The organism is Mycobacterium sp., assembly GCF_035633495.1.
In the GTDB taxonomy this organism is placed as follows: Bacteria; Actinomycetota; Actinomycetes; order Mycobacteriales; family Mycobacteriaceae; genus Mycobacterium.
In genome coordinates, this window is sequence record NZ_DASQEU010000077.1 from 1 (window position 1) to 15,702 (window position 15,702).

The following is a 15,702-nucleotide window of genomic DNA, read 5'->3' on the forward strand; positions in this document are numbered from 1 at the left end:
CCGCGATCGCCGACCTGATCGCCTCGACGAGGCGCAACCGCCTCATCCAGCTGGGCTACCTGATCGGCACGGGCGCCGACGTATTGTTCCGGCTGGTCCGGCACTTCGAGGCCGCCTATCCCAAAATCAGCGTGGAACCAAGGGAATTCGACTTCTCTGACCCGACGGCGGGCCTCGCCGACGGCACCACCGAGGTGGCGATCATCCGGCCTCCCGTCGATCTGCCCGAACACCGGATGCTGATCCTCGATGCCGAGGACTGGGTGGCCTGCCTCCCACCGGACCACCGATTCGCACAACGCAGCGAGGTGTCGATCTCCGCACTCCTCGACGATCCGATCGTCGTCGCGCCGGGCAGTGCAGGTCGCTGGCGCGACTACTGGATGGCGATGGATGCGCGTAACGGCACGCCGCCCACGATCGCCGCCGTCGCCGCGACCTACGAGAAGAGAACGCGGAAAGCGCAAGGGCGAGAAGGACTTGTCCAAGCTCACCCACCAGATGTACATCTACGCGATCCCCTACCTGTGGGCCTTCCCGCCCCAGGAGCAGATCTTCGGCACCACCGCCGTCGTCCCCCGACACGTCCGTCGCGCGGGCCGCAACACCATCGACCCGACCATCAAGAACTACCAGTGGGGCGACCTCACCGCGGCCAGCTTCGAGGCCAAGGACCGCGGCGCCCGCACGGCGGTCCTGCTGGACTCCGACGGCTTCGTCGCCGAGGGACCCGGCTTCGACGTCTGCATCGTCAAGGACGGCAAGCTCGCGTCCCCGTCGCGCAATGCCCTGCCGGGCATCACCCGCAAGACGGTCTTCGAGCTCGCCGACCAGATGGGCATCGAGGCCACGCTGCGCGACGTGTCGAGCCGCGAACTGTACGACGCCAACGAGCTGATGGCCGTCACGACGGCGGGCGGGGTCACCCCGATCAACTCCCTGGATGGCGGGGCGTTTGGCAACGGCGAACCCGGCCCACTGACGGTCGCCATCCGAGATCACTTCTGGGCGTTGATGGATGAGCCAGGCCCGCTGATCGAAGCGATCGAACACTGATCGTTCGATGCGACCTACCCCAGCGAGACCAGGTCCTCGACGGAGTCGACGGGGAGCATGCCCTCGACCCACGCGTTGACGTTCATGCTGGTGAGGTTGATCCCTCCGCCGTGATTGTCCAGGAAGGCGGTGTCGGCGGCGTCGCGGCCGGTGGCGATGCGCACCATCGACTGCCGCGGCGCCAGACACGTGGCGTCGACGACCCGCCAGAGCCCGTCGACGTAGGCCTCGGCGACGGCGTGGAAGTCCATCGGGTAGCAGCCGGGCGCGTAGACCGCGACGAGGCGTGCGGGCACGTTGACCGCACGCAGGAGGGCGATCACCAGATGCGCGTAGTCACGGCAGACGCCCTGGCCCGCCAGCACGGTGTCGGCCGCGCCGTCGATGGGGTCGCTGGAGCCGGGCACGTACTGCAGCCGCGTCCCCACCCAGGACGACACCTTCTCCAGCAGCGTCGTCGACTTCGCCAGATTGCCGAATTCCGTTGCGGCGAAACCGTAGAACTTGTCGGCCTCCGCGTATCGGCTGGGTCGCAGATACGCCGAGAGGTCGATCTCCGCGACCGGCGCCGGCTCGGCCTGACCGATGATCGTCGCCGAGTAGGTCGCCATCACCGTCCCCTTGCCCGCATCGAACTTGTGAATGCGGGTGCCGTGCTGTCCGATGAGCTCCATCGGCTCGATTGCGTTGCCGTCCAAGGTGAACGACAACGACTCCGTTACCTCGGCACCTGGTTGGGGAGCGACGGCGATCTGGAACTCCAGGGTCGTCGGATCGAAGACCTCGACCTGGAGTTGCGCGCCAACTTCGCGTCTCATGGGCTTACCACTGCTTTCAATGCGTTTATCGGGGGGAAGAGACGCGGCATGCGCATCATGTCGGCTCATCGTTACCCAGCGAGAGCGAAAACCAAACGTCACAGGGGCGGACGCCGGCCAAGCTCACACCGACGTGACGCCTCGAAGTTTGAGGGATGATCGAGTCCACGTACCCACCATCGACGCGGACGGCCGCTCCGGTGGTGGCCGACGCCAGCCGCGATCTCGTCGGGCTCGATGAGGCGTTGCAGCAGCGACTGCGGACGGTGTTTGCGCATGAACTCCCGCTGCGCCTCATCCACCGGTAGGACCGGTCGACGAGCTGGTAGACGAAGTCCTCGACCCCGCCGTGTGCGTGGGGCCGGCGATCACGGAGTTCACGGTGACACCCGAGCCCGCGGCGTCCTTGGCGAATCCCCGGGACACCGCGAGCAGCGCCGTCTTGGACGTGCCGTAGTGGATCATCTCCTCCGGGATGACGATCGCCGAGTCGCTGGCGATCTGAAGCGCCCGGCCCCACCCTCGCTCGGATGAGGCGCACGGCGGACAAGACGTTCACGTCGAAGTAGCGGCGCCACTCGTCGTCGGTGATCTCGCGGGCCGGCACCGCGCCGAGGACCTCGCCCGCCAACGTCGCGACGGCCTCCTCCACCCGCGCCGCGGTGCGGCCGTTCACGACGACGCGAGCGCCACTCTCGGCGAGCCCCTTGGCGATCGGAGTACTACCACCGCGGCGCGTTCGCTATTCCCTCAATCCGGTAGCCGCGCCCGTCGTGGCTTTCCATGGCTTTCACAGCAGCGCGTGGTTCCGTTTCGGGAAGGTGCGGCCGCACCTACTCGACGTCGATGTCCTTCAGCTCGCGCTTGAGGATCTTGCCCGTGGGGTTGCGCGGCAGCTCGTGGAGGAAGATCACCTCGCGCGGGACCTTGTAGCGGGCCAGGTTGTCCTTGACGTACGCCTTGATCGCGTCCTCGTCGACCGAGGCGCCCTCGGTCTTGACGACGAACGCACGCAGCCGGTGCCCCCACTCCTCGTCCTCGACGCCGAGCGCGGTGGCCTCGACGACTTCGGGGTGTCCGCTGATGAGGTCCTCGACCTCGGCCGGGAAGACGTTCTCGCCGCCGCAGACGATCATCTCGTCGTCGCGGCCGCTGACGTAGAGCAACCCATGCTCGTCGAAGTAGCCGACGTCGCCGGAGGACATGAGTCCGTCGATGATCGCCTTGTGGCCACCGCCGGTGTAACCCTCGAACGGGAAGGTGTTGCCGACGAAGATGCGGCCGACCTCACCCTTCGGAACCTCCTTCCCGTTGTCGTCGAAGAGCTTCACCTTGACGCCCTTGACGACGGGTCCGACCGTCGAGGGATTGATGGAGAGGTCCTTGGGCCGGGCGATGGTCGCGAACGCGATCTCCGTCGATCCGTACAGGTTGTAGACGACCGGGCCGAGATCCTTGAGCGCGCGGGTAGCGAGTTCGCCGCCCAGCTGCGACCCGGACACGAAGACGATGCGCAGGCTCGACAGGTTGGGCCTGGGGCTAGTCTTCTCCAGCTCGTCGAGGATGCGGGACAACATCACCGGCACCACGACCATTGCCGTCACGCGATACTTCTCGATGTCGGCGAGCACCGTGGCCGGCTTGAACCGCCGACGCAGGACCAGCGTGCTGCCAAGCATCATCGCGATGGTCGCGTGCAGGAAGCCGAGCGCGTGGAACATCGGCGCGGGCAGTGACGTCACTTCTCCCGCCTTGAACGGCACGTGCGACAGGACGCCGCCGATGGGCGCCAGCGAGGGCGGGGTGCCGCGGTTCGCGCCCTTCGGGGTCCCGGTGGTGCCGCTGGTGAGGACGATGATCTTGGAGTGGGCGGTCGCCTTCGGCGGCGGGTTGGACTTGCTCCTGGCGATCAGGTCGGCCAGTGTCTCGTCGGTGCTCTCGGACGGCTCGTCGGGCTTGTCCGGGTTGGTCGGCAAGGCGCGCAGCTTGCCCAGTTCCGGGTCGGCGGCGGAACACGCCTTCGTGTATTCGTCGTCGTGGATGATCAGCTTCGCGCCCTCGCGCTCGGAGACCTCCTTGATCTGCGGGCCGGAGAACTCGCTGTTGAGCAGGATCAGCCGGACGCCCACCTTGGCGGCACCGTAGAGCGCGATCAGAAACCAGCGATGGTTGCGGATCAACAACGCGACCCCGTCGCCACCTCGGACGCCCAACCCCAGTAGTCCGTGGGCGACGGCGTTGGCGGCGTCGTCGAGTTCCTTGAACGTCAGCTCGCCGTCGTCGTCGATGATGGCGGTGCCGTTGGGATTCCGGCGTGCGTTGAGCGCCGGGATCATCCCGATCTCACCCCAGCGCCTGATGTCGGCGACCATGGCGGCGATGTTCTGCGGAGGCTCGAGTTTGAGGGCACCCGCCTCGAACATCTTCCTGGCGTAGTGCAGTTCGGCCGAGCCGCGCTCGAGGTACTGCTGAACCTTGGCCGATGCCTGCAAGCGAAGCTCTGTGAGGTTGGGCATGGCCCCACAATATGTGACGGCCGTCGCACATGGGGCCGGGTATCGCCACAACTACCATTGCCGACATGGCGTCTTCGCTGTCCATGGACATCGGCGGCAGGAGCCTGCGGGTGACCAATGCGGACAAGGTCGTGTTTCCGGATGCGGGCGTGACGAAGCTGGCCCTCATCGAGTACTACCTGTCGGTCGCCGACGGCGCACTGCGCGGGGTCGCGGGTCGCCCGATGATCCTGAAGAGATTCGTCAAGGGCATTTCCGAGGAGGCCATCTTCCAAAAGCGGGCTCCCGAGAATCGGCCGGACTGGATCGACGTCGCAGAGCTGAAGTACGCGTCCGGTACGTCGGCGAAGGAGGCCGTCCTCGACGACGCCGCCGGCCTGGCGTGGGCGGTGAACCTCGGCTGCGTCGACCTCAACCCTCATCCGGTGCGTGCCCACGATCTGGAGCACCCCGACGAGTTGCGCGTGGACCTGGATCCGATGCCCGGTGTGGAGTGGCCGCAGATCGTCGACGTCGCGTTGGTGGCACGCGATGTGCTCACCGACTACGGGCTGACGGCATGGCCGAAGACCTCCGGGAGCCGCGGCTTCCACGTCTATGCCCGCATCGAGCCGAGCTGGCCCTACAAGCAGGTACGCCTGGCGGCCGAGACCATTGCACGCGAAGTCGAAAGGCGTGCACCGGATTTGGCAACCAGCCGGTGGTGGAAGGAAGAGCGCGAGGGCGTCTTCGTCGACTTCAATCAGAACGCCAAGGACCGGACCGTCGCGTCGGCTTACTCGGTACGCTCGCGGCCCGACGCCCGGGTGTCGGCGCCGCTGCGGTGGGACGAGGTGCCCGGTTGCAGGCCCGAGGCGTTCACCGTGGCGACGGTGCCCGAGCGCTACGCCGACATCGGCGACCCGTGGGACGGCATGGACGACGCGCGCGGCGGCCTGGAGGGCCTGCTTGCCCTGGCGAAGGAAATGGGTCCGGCCGAGAAGGCGCCCAAGGGAGCACGACGCGGAGACGATGGAGCGGGCCGCCGTACCTCGACGATGCCGCTGATCGAGGTGGCCCGCACCAAGACGAAGGACCAGGCGATGGCGGCGCTGGAGACGTGGAAGACGAAGTACGCGTCGGCCGCAGCGCGGCTGAAACCGATAGACGTGCTGGTCGACGGCATGCGAGGCCCCAGTTCGATCTGGTATCGCGTCCGCATCAACCTGCAGCACGTCCCAGAGGACGAGCGGCCACCGCAGGAAAATCTCATCGCGGACTACTCGCCCTGGGAGAAGTATTCGGGCGCTCAGTGGCGCCGGAGCTGACACCCCGGTGATCGGTTTGCTGACCGGCCCCGCGACGGACTCTTAACGATGTTTTAGGAGTTACTCCCCGGTACCTTATTTTGGACGCTTACCTTGGGATTCAAGTCGAAGTGACGGCATCGCCGCCTTCTCACTCGGCAACCACCGAAGGGAGGCAGTGCCGTGACCGTTACGAGCACCAGCTCAGGATCGAATTCCCGCTTCCGCTATGGAAATCCGTCGGTCGAGTGCAACGGCGCCGAACTTCACAAGCAGTGCCGCCAACTCGCCACCGTGCTGACGATCACCGGCGCCATCGACGAGGTGAACGTCGAACTCGTTGCCGCACAGGCCAAAGGCTGCATCATCGCGGAGAAGCCGTTCATCCTCGACCTCAGCGGCGTGACCTCATTCGCTGCGCAGGGAATCAACTTGCTCGACGTCATCGACGAGGCCTGCCTCGCGGCGGGTGACGAATGGTCGTTGATCGTCAGCCAGTCGGTTTCGAGGACGCTTCGCCTCTGCGGTGTCGACGAGATCTTCCGGGCCGCGGCGTCGGTGCCCGACGCGCTACACCACTTCTCGGACGTCGCCGGTGAGCGCCGCCGAATCCTGCCCATACTCACCAAGTCCGCCTGAGCGGAAGGGAACTGCGACATGTTGATTGACGTCCGCTGGCTACGCTTCCTCCTACACAGCCACCACAAACCCGCCCTGGCCCAGCCCGTTCGCTGATCCTGGGCCGGTCTACACCAGCCTACGAAATGCCCACCTTCGCTCGAAGGTGGGCATTTCGTTTGGGTTGGTTGCGGAGGGGCCGTCATCGGCGCTCTGACGTGTAGCTACCTCTCCGAGCGACGCGGCCGCAAGAGAACGTTGGTGATGCTCGCGATCGTCTTCGTCGTCGGCGCCATCTGGTGCGCGTTGACGCCCAACCCGATAGTGCTGTCAGTCGGGCGACTCGTCGTGGGCTTCTCAGTCGGCGGCGCCACGCAGACGGCCCCGATGTACGTCGCCGAACTCGCTCCGCCGAAGTATCGCGGCCGCTGGTCCTATGCTTCCAGATCGCCATCGGAGTCGGCATCGTGATCGCCACCATCGTCGGCGCATCGGAGTCGATTTCCTGGCGGTGATCGATCGGTATCGCGGCCATCCCCGCCGCAGTGGGTTGGCTCACCGGGTCGGAGACATACCCGCTGGCGGTGCGACCCGCAGGCACGGCCGCACAGTCCGCAGCACTGTGGGGTACCAACCTGCTCATCACCCTGACATCGCTCACATTGATCAGCGGGATAGGTGTCGGCCCGTCGATGTGGCTCTACGGATTGTTCAACGTCGCCGCATGGCTCTTCGTCTACTTCCGGATGCCCGATCTCACGGGTCGGAGCCTCGAGGAGATCGAGGGGAAGCTGGGCAATGGCAAGTTTCGACCTGCCGACTTCGCGCGCTGATCGACCTCTGCCCGCTCGTGTTTGGCAAAGACCGACGGTGGGGTAAATACCGTGCGTGACCGAACGAGACGAGCAGTTCTCCTACCCGACTCGCGATGAAGGAACCACTGGTTTGTCCATGCCACCGAGCGGTGATACGTCTCTCGAACTCTTCGGTCATGGTTGGACACCGAACAACGAGCTTTCGACCCGTCCCGACGCCTACCAGGGGCGCCACCGCCGTGAGGACGGATAGCCCTCACCTCGGGAGCCGGTGCAGGACGTGGCATGAAGCGAAAGCCGCACTGCCGCATGGCACTAAATGATCTTGAACGAATTTTCTCAGTGGCACCTCTCGCGGCCGGCATTGGTGGCACGCTCGGAATATGGCTAGCGTCGCCGGTGCCGGAGCAGACGGTCGCCAACGTGAAGGAAGACATCCAGGAAGTGAAGGACGCACGCCATGACCGAACCTAACGAAACGCACTCGGAACCGGGGCCCGACGCAGGCGTGGATGATCTCCAGGCCGACATCGAGAAGACGCGAGCCGATCTCGGCAAGACGACACAGGCCCTCACGGACAAGCTCGACGTCAAGGCGCGTGCCACCGAGGCTGCGTCCGAATCCAAGCATCGGGTGGTCGAGAAGGCCAACGACGCCAAGGGCGCGGTCGTCGAGCACACGAAGAATGCCGATGGCTCGGTTCGGTCCGCCGTGGCGGTCACCGCCGTCACGGTCGCAGTCCTGGCGGTCGTCCTTGGTGTCATCGTCTGGCGGCGCCGACGCTGAATGCTACGCCACCGATCCCATTACCGAAGGAGCAGGAAATGCCCAGCAGCGCGCCGTCCACTACGGCCAAGATCCTCTACCGTCCGGTGGGTCTCGTCGGCTCCGTGCTGGGCGGATTGATGGCCGGTGCCATCTTCAAACAAGTGTGGAAACGCGCGGCACCCGGCGACAAGCCCGATCCGCCGACCGCGCTGCAGACCGAATACCCATTCAAGGAGATCCTGCTCGCGGCGGCCCTGCAGGGTGTGATCTACTCCGTCGTCAAGACGGTGATCGACCGTCAGGGTGCTCGCGCGTTCGAGAAGTGGACCGGCGAATGGCCCGGCAGCTGATTCACTGAAAGAGGCGCGGGGTCAGCCCCAAGAAATTCGCGGTCAGTAGTTGCTGCAGGTGTTGGCCACCTGAGCGATCAACCCGCTGTACTGCGCTGCAGCGGGGTACGCCCGGACCTGGTCGATCTTCTGCTGCCGTTGGCCAGGCGGCGAGTTGACGAGGTCCTGCAGGAACCCGTTCGCCATTGGATTGCTGGCCAGTGTGTTTGCGGCAACCGGGTCCTCGGCGTTGAGCGCGGCGATCACCTGCGGGTAGGTGCACGTCGAGTTTACGATGACCGCGTCGCTGGGGGCGGCGGACGCGAGCCCGCTTCCAGCCATCAAAGCCATGGCCAGTCCACCAAGACCAGCGGCCACCTTCGTTGTCAATGCCATTTCCTCCACCTTCCGACACGTGAGTACGACGGCATCATCGGAGCGTCGTCACTGAGTCTAACCGTCGGTCCTGCCGCCCGCCTCACAAGATCGCTGCGAGCGAAATCGACAACACCCCTCTGAGAACTGGCCTTATTAGCCAGCGTGGTATCCAAATGCGGTACGCCTGCGTAAAACCTCTGCCGACAGCACTTTCGGCGGCTCGTCGTGTGCCGGTACCAAGATTCGCTCCATCTGCCTGCCTGATTTGAATGCTCGAGATCCCGATTTCAGCCGTCCAGGCTGCTACCCGGTTTGGGGTGCGCAAGCCCGGGAATTCGTCAACGCGTGGGTCTACCGAGGACGTCCTGACGGTCAGGATCGGCACGTCTGGTTGGTCGTACAGGCACTGGAACGGGGTGTTGTACCGGCCGGGGCTTCAGCGGCCGCCCGATCGGGCCGGTACGCCGAGGAGTTCGACACCGTCGAACTGAATGCGAGCTTCTACCGGTGGCCGCAGCTGTCGTCGTTCGTCCAATGGAATGAACGACTGCCGTCCGACTTCACACTCTCCGTCAAAGCGCACCGTGGGCTGACCCACTTCCGCCGCTTGCGCGACGTCCGCCGGATCGTAGGGCGCACAGCTGAAGTCGGTGAGGATCAGCGGCGCCTGCACGTCGCCGACCGCCACCTCGCGCCCAGACCAGCGCACCGCGTCGTCGAACGAGCACGGCCCCGGACGCATTTCGCACTGCCCGTCGGGTCTGACCCCGACGCACGGCCCGAATTCCATTCGCTTCGGACAACTCTCGTCCATCGAGTCCCCACTCGCCACCGCGCCCGACTCCGTTCGGTCAGGGCTTGAGGATGATCTTGACCGCGTTGTCCTGCTTCTTCTGGAAGATGTCGTACGCGTGAGGGGCTTCGTCGAGGGGACGACGTGGCTGGCGAAGGTGTCCACCCCCAGCGGATCGTCGTCGGTGAGCAACGGCATGATGTCGTCGACCCAGCGTTTGACGTTCGCCTGACCCATCCTGAGCTGCACCTGCTTGTCGAAGAGGGTCAGCATCGGCAGCGGATCCGCCATCCCTCCGTACACACCGATGACCGAGATCGTGCCACCGCGCCGCACGACGTCGATCGCCGAGTAGAGCGCGTCGAGGCGGTCGACGGCCGCCTTCTGCATCATCGGCTTGGCGAGCGCATCGGGCAGTAACCCGGTCACTTGTGCGCAGCCTTCGCCACCGGCGACCCGTGCGCCTCCATACCCACGGCATCGATCACCGCGTCCGTCCCCCGACCATCGGTCATCGAACGGATCGCATCGCCGATCGGGAAGTCGATTTCCCGCAGGTCGACGGTTCGGATCCCGCGTGCCGCGGTGCGGGCGAGTCGTTCCGGCACCGCGTACTCGCATTCTTGCCGACGAATCGTCTGCAGGCGTGGCGAAATGCGTTGCCAATGAATGATTTTCGAGGCGGCAGATGCGGTACTGGACCGCCGGGACGGAACCTACTCGGCGACGAGTTGATCGCTGTCGACGAAGACGAGGTCGTCGTCGTCGAGCATCACCGCCCAGCGGCGTGCTGGTCCAGCGATCCGATGTCCCCCGATTTCCACCGGAATGCCCACGAAGTCACCGAAGTCGTCGACGACGACGCCGTGCGACTCTCGATCGGTACTGGGGAACACGCGCACCCGCGCAGTGATCGTCACGCCCTCGGGCGTATCGCCGCCGGTGTCTGCGACTTCACTCATGGCCACTTCCCGTCTGTGAAGGTTCGCCTGCTGTTCACATTCTCGGCCAACCCGGGAAGATCATGGGCACTTCGGCCCATATTGGTTCCCCTACACCGGCCCCAACGTCGACTTTGCGAACGATTGTGGCGCATGGGCCGCGGGGACAGAGTGGTCATGGACCACTTGCAGGCGCCAATACTCGACGCGTTGGCTGGGCAATCCGCTCAACGAGGTTGTCTTCGAAATCTTGCGATTCGGGGCCGAGTGCACGTTCTGCGTCGTACGGTAACGCCGCGCGGCCATTCGGGGTCCGGGGGTGCCTTACAGGGGACGCCCTTGGAAGCTCAAGTCCAGAACCGCCAAGGGCTGGAGGGCTCGCACTCCGGAGTACGTTCCGCTCCTTGGGTGAATCTACGCCGTTTCATGCCCCGATAACCAGCGTCGCCACCCGTCGGGCTCCAGATGCATTGGCTTCTTGGTACTTTCACCACGGTGCGCGCACGGTCCGTCAGCACGTCGATGGCCCGCCGATTCCGAGTTCACTCAGCCGTGCGTGATAGGTGTCGACGCTCGCGAGCTTGACGTCTTCGTAGCCCCTGACCAGATCGGGCAGACCGGCTACTTCGACCGCACGGTCATAGTTCGTCGGGCCGAGGTCCGCGGCCAATCGCCTCACGATGTCCACGTACTCGGTGATCAGGTCTCGCTCGACCTTGCGGACGTGGGCGTACCCGAACGGGTCGAACTTGGTCCCGCGCAACCATTTCCCCTTGGCGAGGATGCGCAGCGCAACGTGGCTACGCGGGCCGAGGCCGATCTTCTTCTTCCGCCCCAGGGCCTTCAGCATCGGCGGGTGGAGCTTGTAGGTCAGGTTGTCACCGTCCGGGATCTCGGCTCGGACGTGCTCGACGAACTGCGGATCGGTCAGCAATCGCGCCACCTCGTACTCGTCCTTGTACGCGGTGAACTTGTAGAGCCCCTTCGCGACGGCTTCGCTGAACTCGGTGCGACCGGTCACCGCGCGCTCGGCGGTCCAGATCGACTGCAGCAGTGTCACGTACCGTCGGGCCGCCTTCTCGCCGTGGAACTCGATCAAGTTCGCGGCACGCCGCGAGACGAGGTCGCCGAGGCGTCCGGTGAAGGTGGTGTCGGCCAGGACGCGCGCCGGCGGCGGGAGCGGGGGCTTCTCACGTGTGGGCGAGACCGCGTCGCCGAAGCGCGTCGGATCGGCGATGGCGACGCGACCCCAGCGGAAGGCGGCCCGATTGGCGTCGACGGCGACGCCGTTGATCTCGATGGCCTCCTCGATGCAGTTGGCGGGAAGCCTCAGTGCCCCAGTCTGATACGCCGCCCCGACGAGCAGCATGTTGGCTGCATCGGTGCTGCCGAACAACGTCTGGGCGGCCGCCAGCGCATCGAAGGAGTACAGGCGGCGTGACACCTGGCCCAACCGGTTCAGCAGGTACGGCGTTTCTGGATAGGCGACCGACTTGTCGTACACCATCTCGCCGGTCGGCGTCTTGCTGGTCGACGCGACGGACACCGTCTTGCCGTGGTCGCCATACGCCAGGTTCTTGCCGTCGGCGGCGGCCAGCAGGTCGAAGGCCACGATGCAGTCCGCGCTACCGGGAGTGAGCCGGTTGGAGGGATCCAGCGTGCCCGCGGCGAATCTCAGGTGCGACACGACTGGCCCGGCCTTCTGGCTCAACCCGATCTGGTCCAGGCCCTCCACCTCGTAACCGGTCCGCAGCGCTGCGGTGGCGAGCACCTGGTTCACCGTCACGATGCCGGTTCCGCCGATACCGGCGAAGAAGACGTTGTACGTCGAGGTGATCGGCTCGACCTCGACGTCGGGCAGGATCGGCGCCTCCGGGGCGGTTCGACGGCGCAGCTTCCTGGCTGGTCGGACGTCGACGGTGACGAACGACGGGCAGTCGCCGTCGAGGCAGCTGTAGTCCGTGTTGCACGACGTCTGGTCGATCCGCGTCTTGCGGCCGAACTCGGTATCCACCGGCTGGACCGACAGGCAGTTGGACTTGACGCCGCAGTCTCCGCAGCCCTCGCAGACGGCCTCGTTGATGAGGACGCGGGTGCTGCGGGTGGGCAGAGTGCCTCGTTTGCGTTGCCGCCGGGCATCGGCCGCACAGTGCTGGTCGTAGATCAGGACGGTCACGCCCCGGACGTCGCGAAGTCGCTTCTGGGCGTCGTCGAGTCGATCGCGGTGCCAGACGACGGTGCCCTTGGCCAGTGCCCGCTTATCGTGCCGGTGGGGCTCGTCGGCGCAGACGATGATCTGCTCGACACCTTCTGCGCTCAGCTTGTGGGTCAGCTTCGCGACGGTGAGGGCGCCCTCGGCGTTCTGGGCGCCGGTCATCGCGACGACCTCGTTGTACAGCAGCTTGAAGGTGATGTTGACGCCCGCGGCGACGCACGCCTGCACCGCGAGTTGGCCGGAGTGGAAGAAGGTGCCATCGCCCATGTTCTGGAAGAGGTGGCCGACGTCGGTGAAGGGCGCCTGGCCGATCCACTGACTGCCCTCGCCACCCATCTGGGTGAGGCCGACGACGGCGCTGTCCGTGCGGTCGGACATCGTGACCATGGTGTGGCATCCGATCCCGCCGCCTGCCAACGATCCCTCGGGGACGGCGGTGGACCGGTTGTGCGGGCAACCGCTACAGAAGTACGCCGCGCGTTTCGCCGGAAGCACGTCAAGTGTCAACGCCGGCGGAGGAGGGGTCTTCAGCTCGAGTCGGTCCTTGAGGACGCGGCGAAGCGGGGTCAAGAGACGACCCGCGGTGAGTTCGCCGCCCGCGGGGATCAGCAGTCGTCCCGCGGCGTCCTTCTTGCCGATGATGCGGGGCGCACCCGTTCTGCCGTAGAGGATTTCACGCATCTGCGTCTCGACGAACGCCGCCTTGTCCTCCACGACGAGCACTTCGTCGAGTCCTTCGGCGAACGACAGCACCGTGTCCGGCCCCAACGGGGTGGGCATGCCGATGCGCAACAGCCTCACGCCCGCGCGGTAGAGCGCGACGTCGTCGACTCCGAGATCGGTCAGCGCTTGTCGCACCGAGTCGAAGGTCGGACCCGTGGCGGCGATGCCGACCGTCGCGTCCGGCGGATCGAGTTCGACGCCGTCGAGCCCGTTGGCGGCCCCGTAGGCGCGCACCACCTCCGCACGGGGTCCGTAGAGGTCGGCCTCGGCATCCAGGCTGTTGGCGGGCGCGGCCATCGGCCGCTGCCGGTAGACGAATGGCCGTCCCTCCCAGAGCACCCGGGGAACGACGATGTCGACGTCGGCCACGCTGCCGTCCACCGACCAGGCGCCATCGGCCACGTCGGCGACGACCTTGAGCGCGACGACACATCCCGATGCCCTCGACATCGCCACGCCGTGCATGGCCATCGTGACGATCTCGCGGGCATTGCGCGGAAAAAGCACCGGTATCCCGAGAGCGGCCAGCGACCGTTCGCTGACGGCCGGGACGGTCGAGGACTTGGACGCCGGATCGTCGCCCACCAGAAGCAGCATTCCCCCGCGCGGATTGGCGCCGTACATGTTCGCGTGCCGCAAAGCGTCGGTCGCCCGGTCCAGACCCGGCCCCTTGCCGTACCAGACGCCCACGACCCCGTCGTGGGTAGGCATGCCCATGGGAAGCTCGGCCTGGCTGCCCCAGACCGAGGTCGCCGCCAGTTCCTCGTTGAGACCGGGAACGAAGGTGATGTCGTGGGCCTGCAACACGTCGGGCATGCCGGCCAGCATGCGGTCGACGCCGCCGAGGGGGCTGCCCTGGTATCCGGAGACGAACGTCGCCACCCGCACGCCGGCTCGCGCGTCGCGCTCCTGCTGTTCGACGAGCGCCCGCGCGATGGCCTGCACACCGGTGAGCAGCACCGGACCCGACCCCGGGCGGTACCGGTCACCCAACTCATAAGGCTGACGGTCCGGCCGGCGGATGTCGAGATCTGTCATGGGACTCACCACCTCGGCTGCAATGGGCGCAATGTTCCTTCCAGGGAATCATTGACCTACAGATCGCGCAAGCTTGACGACCATACTTGAGCATGTCGCCCATTTTTGGAGAAGTGTGACGTGCAATACTGGGCGACATGACGAGGCTCGATCGCACCGACGCGCGACTTCTTCTGGCGATGTGTGACGCACCGCGCGCCACCGGAGTGCAGCTGGCCGCCGTCCTCGGCCTCGCGCGCAACACCGTGCAGGCCCGACTGTCTCGATGGGAGCAGGAGAAGGTCCTGGCACCCATCGACCGCTGCGTGTCACCGCGCGATCTCGGATATCCCCTGAAGGCGTTCATCACCGCGGTGGTCGACCAGCACCGCCTCGAAGACGTGATCGCCGCGCTAGAGACGATCGCTCAGATCACCCAGGTCACCGGACTCTCGGGTGCCGCAGACCTGCTGATCGGTGTCGTCGCCACCGACGCCGACGACCTGTATCGCATCGCCGGACTGGTACTCGCAGTGCCGGGAGTGGAACGGACGACGATGTCGGTGGCGATGCACGAGGTGGTCGCCTACCGCACCCGGCCGCTACTCGAAGAACTCGCGCGTCGGCCACGGGCATGAACTAGGTCGCCGCCAGTTTCTCGATGCGCTTGAGCGCCACGGCACAGACCGTCAGATAGATCGGCGCCCAGATCGGCACGCCGAACGACACGCGGCACCCACCCGGCAGCGGTGCCACGGCGTGCCAGGTCGCAGGCACCCCGGCGACCTTCCAGGCCCACGCACGTCCGTCGTCGAACTCGGTGATCTCGAAAGGAAGGGCCACCCCGACCGGAGTCCAGACCCTCCCTCGCGATCCGAGCCGCAAGGGACCGCCATCGGTCAGTTCCGCGCCACTCACCGTCGGCCCCCATTGCGGCCACGCGTCGAGATCGGTCAGCACGCGCCACGCTGCCGAGGATGGGACCGCCATGGTGCGTGCCGTAGTCAACATGAGTTGCCGTCCGAGGTCATGGCAGTGAATTATCCCCGGCCGTTCGACCGGCCAAACCACTCAGCCGAATCGCTGCCTCGAACAGCGACGGTCGGAACCTTCGTCCTCCCACACGTCCAGGAACCGCCGGATCCACTCCGAGGAAACGAACTCACCGAACCGTCGAGGGTCCTCGATCAAGTCGTGATCCCACTGCCTCGCTTCGTCCCTGCTGGTCACGACCACCGGGCCGACGAAGATGTTTCCCGCGAAGGCCAAGCGCCGCGTGCCGCCGTCGATGGTCCCGACATCCACGTAGTAGCTGACGTGTCCCGCCTCACCTGCGATGCGCCTGATCTGATGGAATGCCGGCTCGTTCGCGATCACCAAACATCTTCCCCGCGTCACCTTCCCCTCGGCGATCTGGACTTCGCGATC

The 15,702-nt window shown here is 65.9% G+C and carries 13 protein-coding genes and 5 pseudogenes; 9 read left to right on the forward strand and 9 right to left on the reverse strand.

Annotated elements, in window-relative coordinates:
• Positions 1-83 precede the first annotated feature (83 nt).
• Together VET27_RS11940 and VET27_RS11945 are read left to right on the forward strand one after the other, a co-directional pair.
• A pseudogene (locus tag VET27_RS11940) lies at positions 84-386 on the forward strand (LysR substrate-binding domain-containing protein); the annotation flags it as partial.
• Positions 387-480: 94 nt separating this feature from the next.
• Positions 481-1,056, forward strand: coding sequence for an aminotransferase class IV (locus VET27_RS11945; RefSeq protein ID WP_526518287.1), 576 nt, complete (start codon positions 481-483; stop codon positions 1,054-1,056).
• 14 nt (positions 1,057-1,070) lie between these two features.
• Here the strand turns inward: VET27_RS11945 and VET27_RS11950 are convergent, their stop codons facing one another.
• The 3 genes and pseudogenes from VET27_RS11950 to fadD2 all read right to left on the reverse strand — a co-directional run bounded on the left by VET27_RS11950 (position 1,071) and on the right by fadD2 (position 4,390).
• On the reverse strand, positions 1,071-1,874 hold the full coding sequence (locus VET27_RS11950) for a transglutaminase-like domain-containing protein (RefSeq protein ID WP_526518289.1): 804 nt from the start codon (positions 1,872-1,874) through the stop codon (positions 1,071-1,073).
• Positions 1,875-2,025: 151 nt separating this feature from the next.
• A pseudogene (locus VET27_RS11955) lies at positions 2,026-2,589 on the reverse strand (SDR family NAD(P)-dependent oxidoreductase); the annotation flags it as partial.
• Positions 2,590-2,707: 118 nt separating this feature from the next.
• On the reverse strand, positions 2,708-4,390 hold the full coding sequence (fadD2, locus tag VET27_RS11960; RefSeq protein WP_526518291.1) for a long-chain-fatty-acid--CoA ligase FadD2: 1,683 nt from the start codon (positions 4,388-4,390) through the stop codon (positions 2,708-2,710).
• Between the two features lie 65 nt (positions 4,391-4,455).
• On the opposite strand from fadD2, the gene VET27_RS11965 reads away from it, so the two are divergent.
• The 5 genes and pseudogenes from VET27_RS11965 (at position 4,456) to VET27_RS11985 (ending at position 8,228) form a co-directional block, all read left to right on the forward strand.
• On the forward strand, positions 4,456-5,697 hold the full coding sequence (locus tag VET27_RS11965) for a DNA polymerase domain-containing protein (protein ID WP_526518294.1): 1,242 nt from the start codon (positions 4,456-4,458) through the stop codon (positions 5,695-5,697).
• A 162-nt stretch (positions 5,698-5,859) separates the two neighbouring features.
• A complete protein-coding gene (locus VET27_RS11970) occupies positions 5,860-6,315 on the forward strand; it encodes an STAS domain-containing protein (RefSeq protein ID WP_526518296.1) in 456 nt (151 codons plus the stop codon).
• A 174-nt stretch (positions 6,316-6,489) separates the two neighbouring features.
• Positions 6,490-7,127 (forward strand): annotated as a pseudogene (locus VET27_RS11975) (MFS transporter); the annotation flags it as partial.
• 442 nt (positions 7,128-7,569) lie between these two features.
• Positions 7,570-7,896, forward strand: a complete 327-nt coding sequence (locus tag VET27_RS11980) for a DUF3618 domain-containing protein (protein ID WP_526518298.1) — start codon at positions 7,570-7,572, stop codon at positions 7,894-7,896.
• 38 nt (positions 7,897-7,934) lie between these two features.
• The gene (locus VET27_RS11985) at positions 7,935-8,228 is read left to right on the forward strand and encodes a DUF4235 domain-containing protein (protein ID WP_526518300.1); all 294 of its coding nucleotides are present in this window, start codon (positions 7,935-7,937) and stop codon (positions 8,226-8,228) included.
• A 42-nt stretch (positions 8,229-8,270) separates the two neighbouring features.
• Here the strand turns inward: VET27_RS11985 and VET27_RS11990 are convergent, their stop codons facing one another.
• The gene (locus tag VET27_RS11990) at positions 8,271-8,603 is read right to left on the reverse strand and encodes a hemophore-related protein (protein ID WP_526518302.1); all 333 of its coding nucleotides are present in this window, start codon (positions 8,601-8,603) and stop codon (positions 8,271-8,273) included.
• Between the two features lie 347 nt (positions 8,604-8,950).
• Between VET27_RS11990 and VET27_RS11995 the strand changes: the two are divergent.
• A pseudogene (locus tag VET27_RS11995) lies at positions 8,951-9,195 on the forward strand (DUF72 domain-containing protein); the annotation flags it as partial.
• Between the two features lie 241 nt (positions 9,196-9,436).
• On the opposite strand, the pseudogene VET27_RS12000 reads toward VET27_RS11995, so the two are convergent.
• The 3 genes and pseudogenes from VET27_RS12000 to VET27_RS12010 form a co-directional block, all read right to left on the reverse strand.
• Positions 9,437-9,986: pseudogene (locus VET27_RS12000) on the reverse strand (MDR/zinc-dependent alcohol dehydrogenase-like family protein); the annotation flags it as partial.
• Positions 9,987-10,094: 108 nt separating this feature from the next.
• Entirely contained in the window at positions 10,095-10,340 is a 246-nt protein-coding gene (locus VET27_RS12005) for a hypothetical protein (protein WP_526518304.1), read from the reverse strand.
• A gap of 490 nt (positions 10,341-10,830) precedes the next feature.
• A complete protein-coding gene (locus VET27_RS12010) occupies positions 10,831-14,295 on the reverse strand; it encodes an indolepyruvate ferredoxin oxidoreductase family protein (RefSeq protein ID WP_526518306.1) in 3,465 nt (1,154 codons plus the stop codon).
• Between the two features lie 137 nt (positions 14,296-14,432).
• Between VET27_RS12010 and VET27_RS12015 the strand changes: the two genes are divergently transcribed.
• Positions 14,433-14,912 carry an Lrp/AsnC family transcriptional regulator gene (locus VET27_RS12015; RefSeq protein ID WP_526518308.1) on the forward strand — a complete coding sequence of 160 codons (480 nt, stop codon included), beginning with the start codon at positions 14,433-14,435 and terminating at the stop codon, positions 14,910-14,912.
• A 1-nt stretch (position 14,913) separates the two neighbouring features.
• Here the strand turns inward: VET27_RS12015 and VET27_RS12020 are convergent, their stop codons facing one another.
• Entirely contained in the window at positions 14,914-15,285 is a 372-nt protein-coding gene (locus tag VET27_RS12020; protein WP_526518310.1) for an SRPBCC family protein, read from the reverse strand.
• A gap of 60 nt (positions 15,286-15,345) precedes the next feature.
• Complete coding sequence (locus VET27_RS12025; protein ID WP_526518312.1) at positions 15,346-15,651, reverse strand: hypothetical protein; 306 nt, start codon at positions 15,649-15,651, stop codon at positions 15,346-15,348.
• Positions 15,652-15,702 lie beyond the last annotated feature (51 nt).

Bases quoted from the DNA above. Each gene is read 5' to 3' on its own strand.
- VET27_RS11990 (WP_526518302.1), bottom strand. From the start codon at position 8,603: ATGGCATTGACAACGAAGGTGGCCGCTGGTCTTGGTGGACTGGCCATG.
- VET27_RS11965 (WP_526518294.1), top strand. From the start codon at position 4,456: ATGGCGTCTTCGCTGTCCATGGACATCGGCGGCAGGAGCCTGCGGGTG.
- fadD2 (WP_526518291.1), bottom strand. From the start codon at position 4,390: ATGCCCAACCTCACAGAGCTTCGCTTGCAGGCATCGGCCAAGGTTCAG.
- VET27_RS11980 (WP_526518298.1), top strand. From the start codon at position 7,570: ATGACCGAACCTAACGAAACGCACTCGGAACCGGGGCCCGACGCAGGC.
- VET27_RS12010 (WP_526518306.1), bottom strand. From the start codon at position 14,295: ATGACAGATCTCGACATCCGCCGGCCGGACCGTCAGCCTTATGAGTTG.
- VET27_RS12005 (WP_526518304.1), bottom strand. From the start codon at position 10,340: ATGAGTGAAGTCGCAGACACCGGCGGCGATACGCCCGAGGGCGTGACG.
- VET27_RS11950 (WP_526518289.1), bottom strand. From the start codon at position 1,874: ATGAGACGCGAAGTTGGCGCGCAACTCCAGGTCGAGGTCTTCGATCCG.
- VET27_RS12020 (WP_526518310.1), bottom strand. From the start codon at position 15,285: ATGTTGACTACGGCACGCACCATGGCGGTCCCATCCTCGGCAGCGTGG.
- VET27_RS12015 (WP_526518308.1), top strand. From the start codon at position 14,433: ATGACGAGGCTCGATCGCACCGACGCGCGACTTCTTCTGGCGATGTGT.
- VET27_RS11985 (WP_526518300.1), top strand. From the start codon at position 7,935: ATGCCCAGCAGCGCGCCGTCCACTACGGCCAAGATCCTCTACCGTCCG.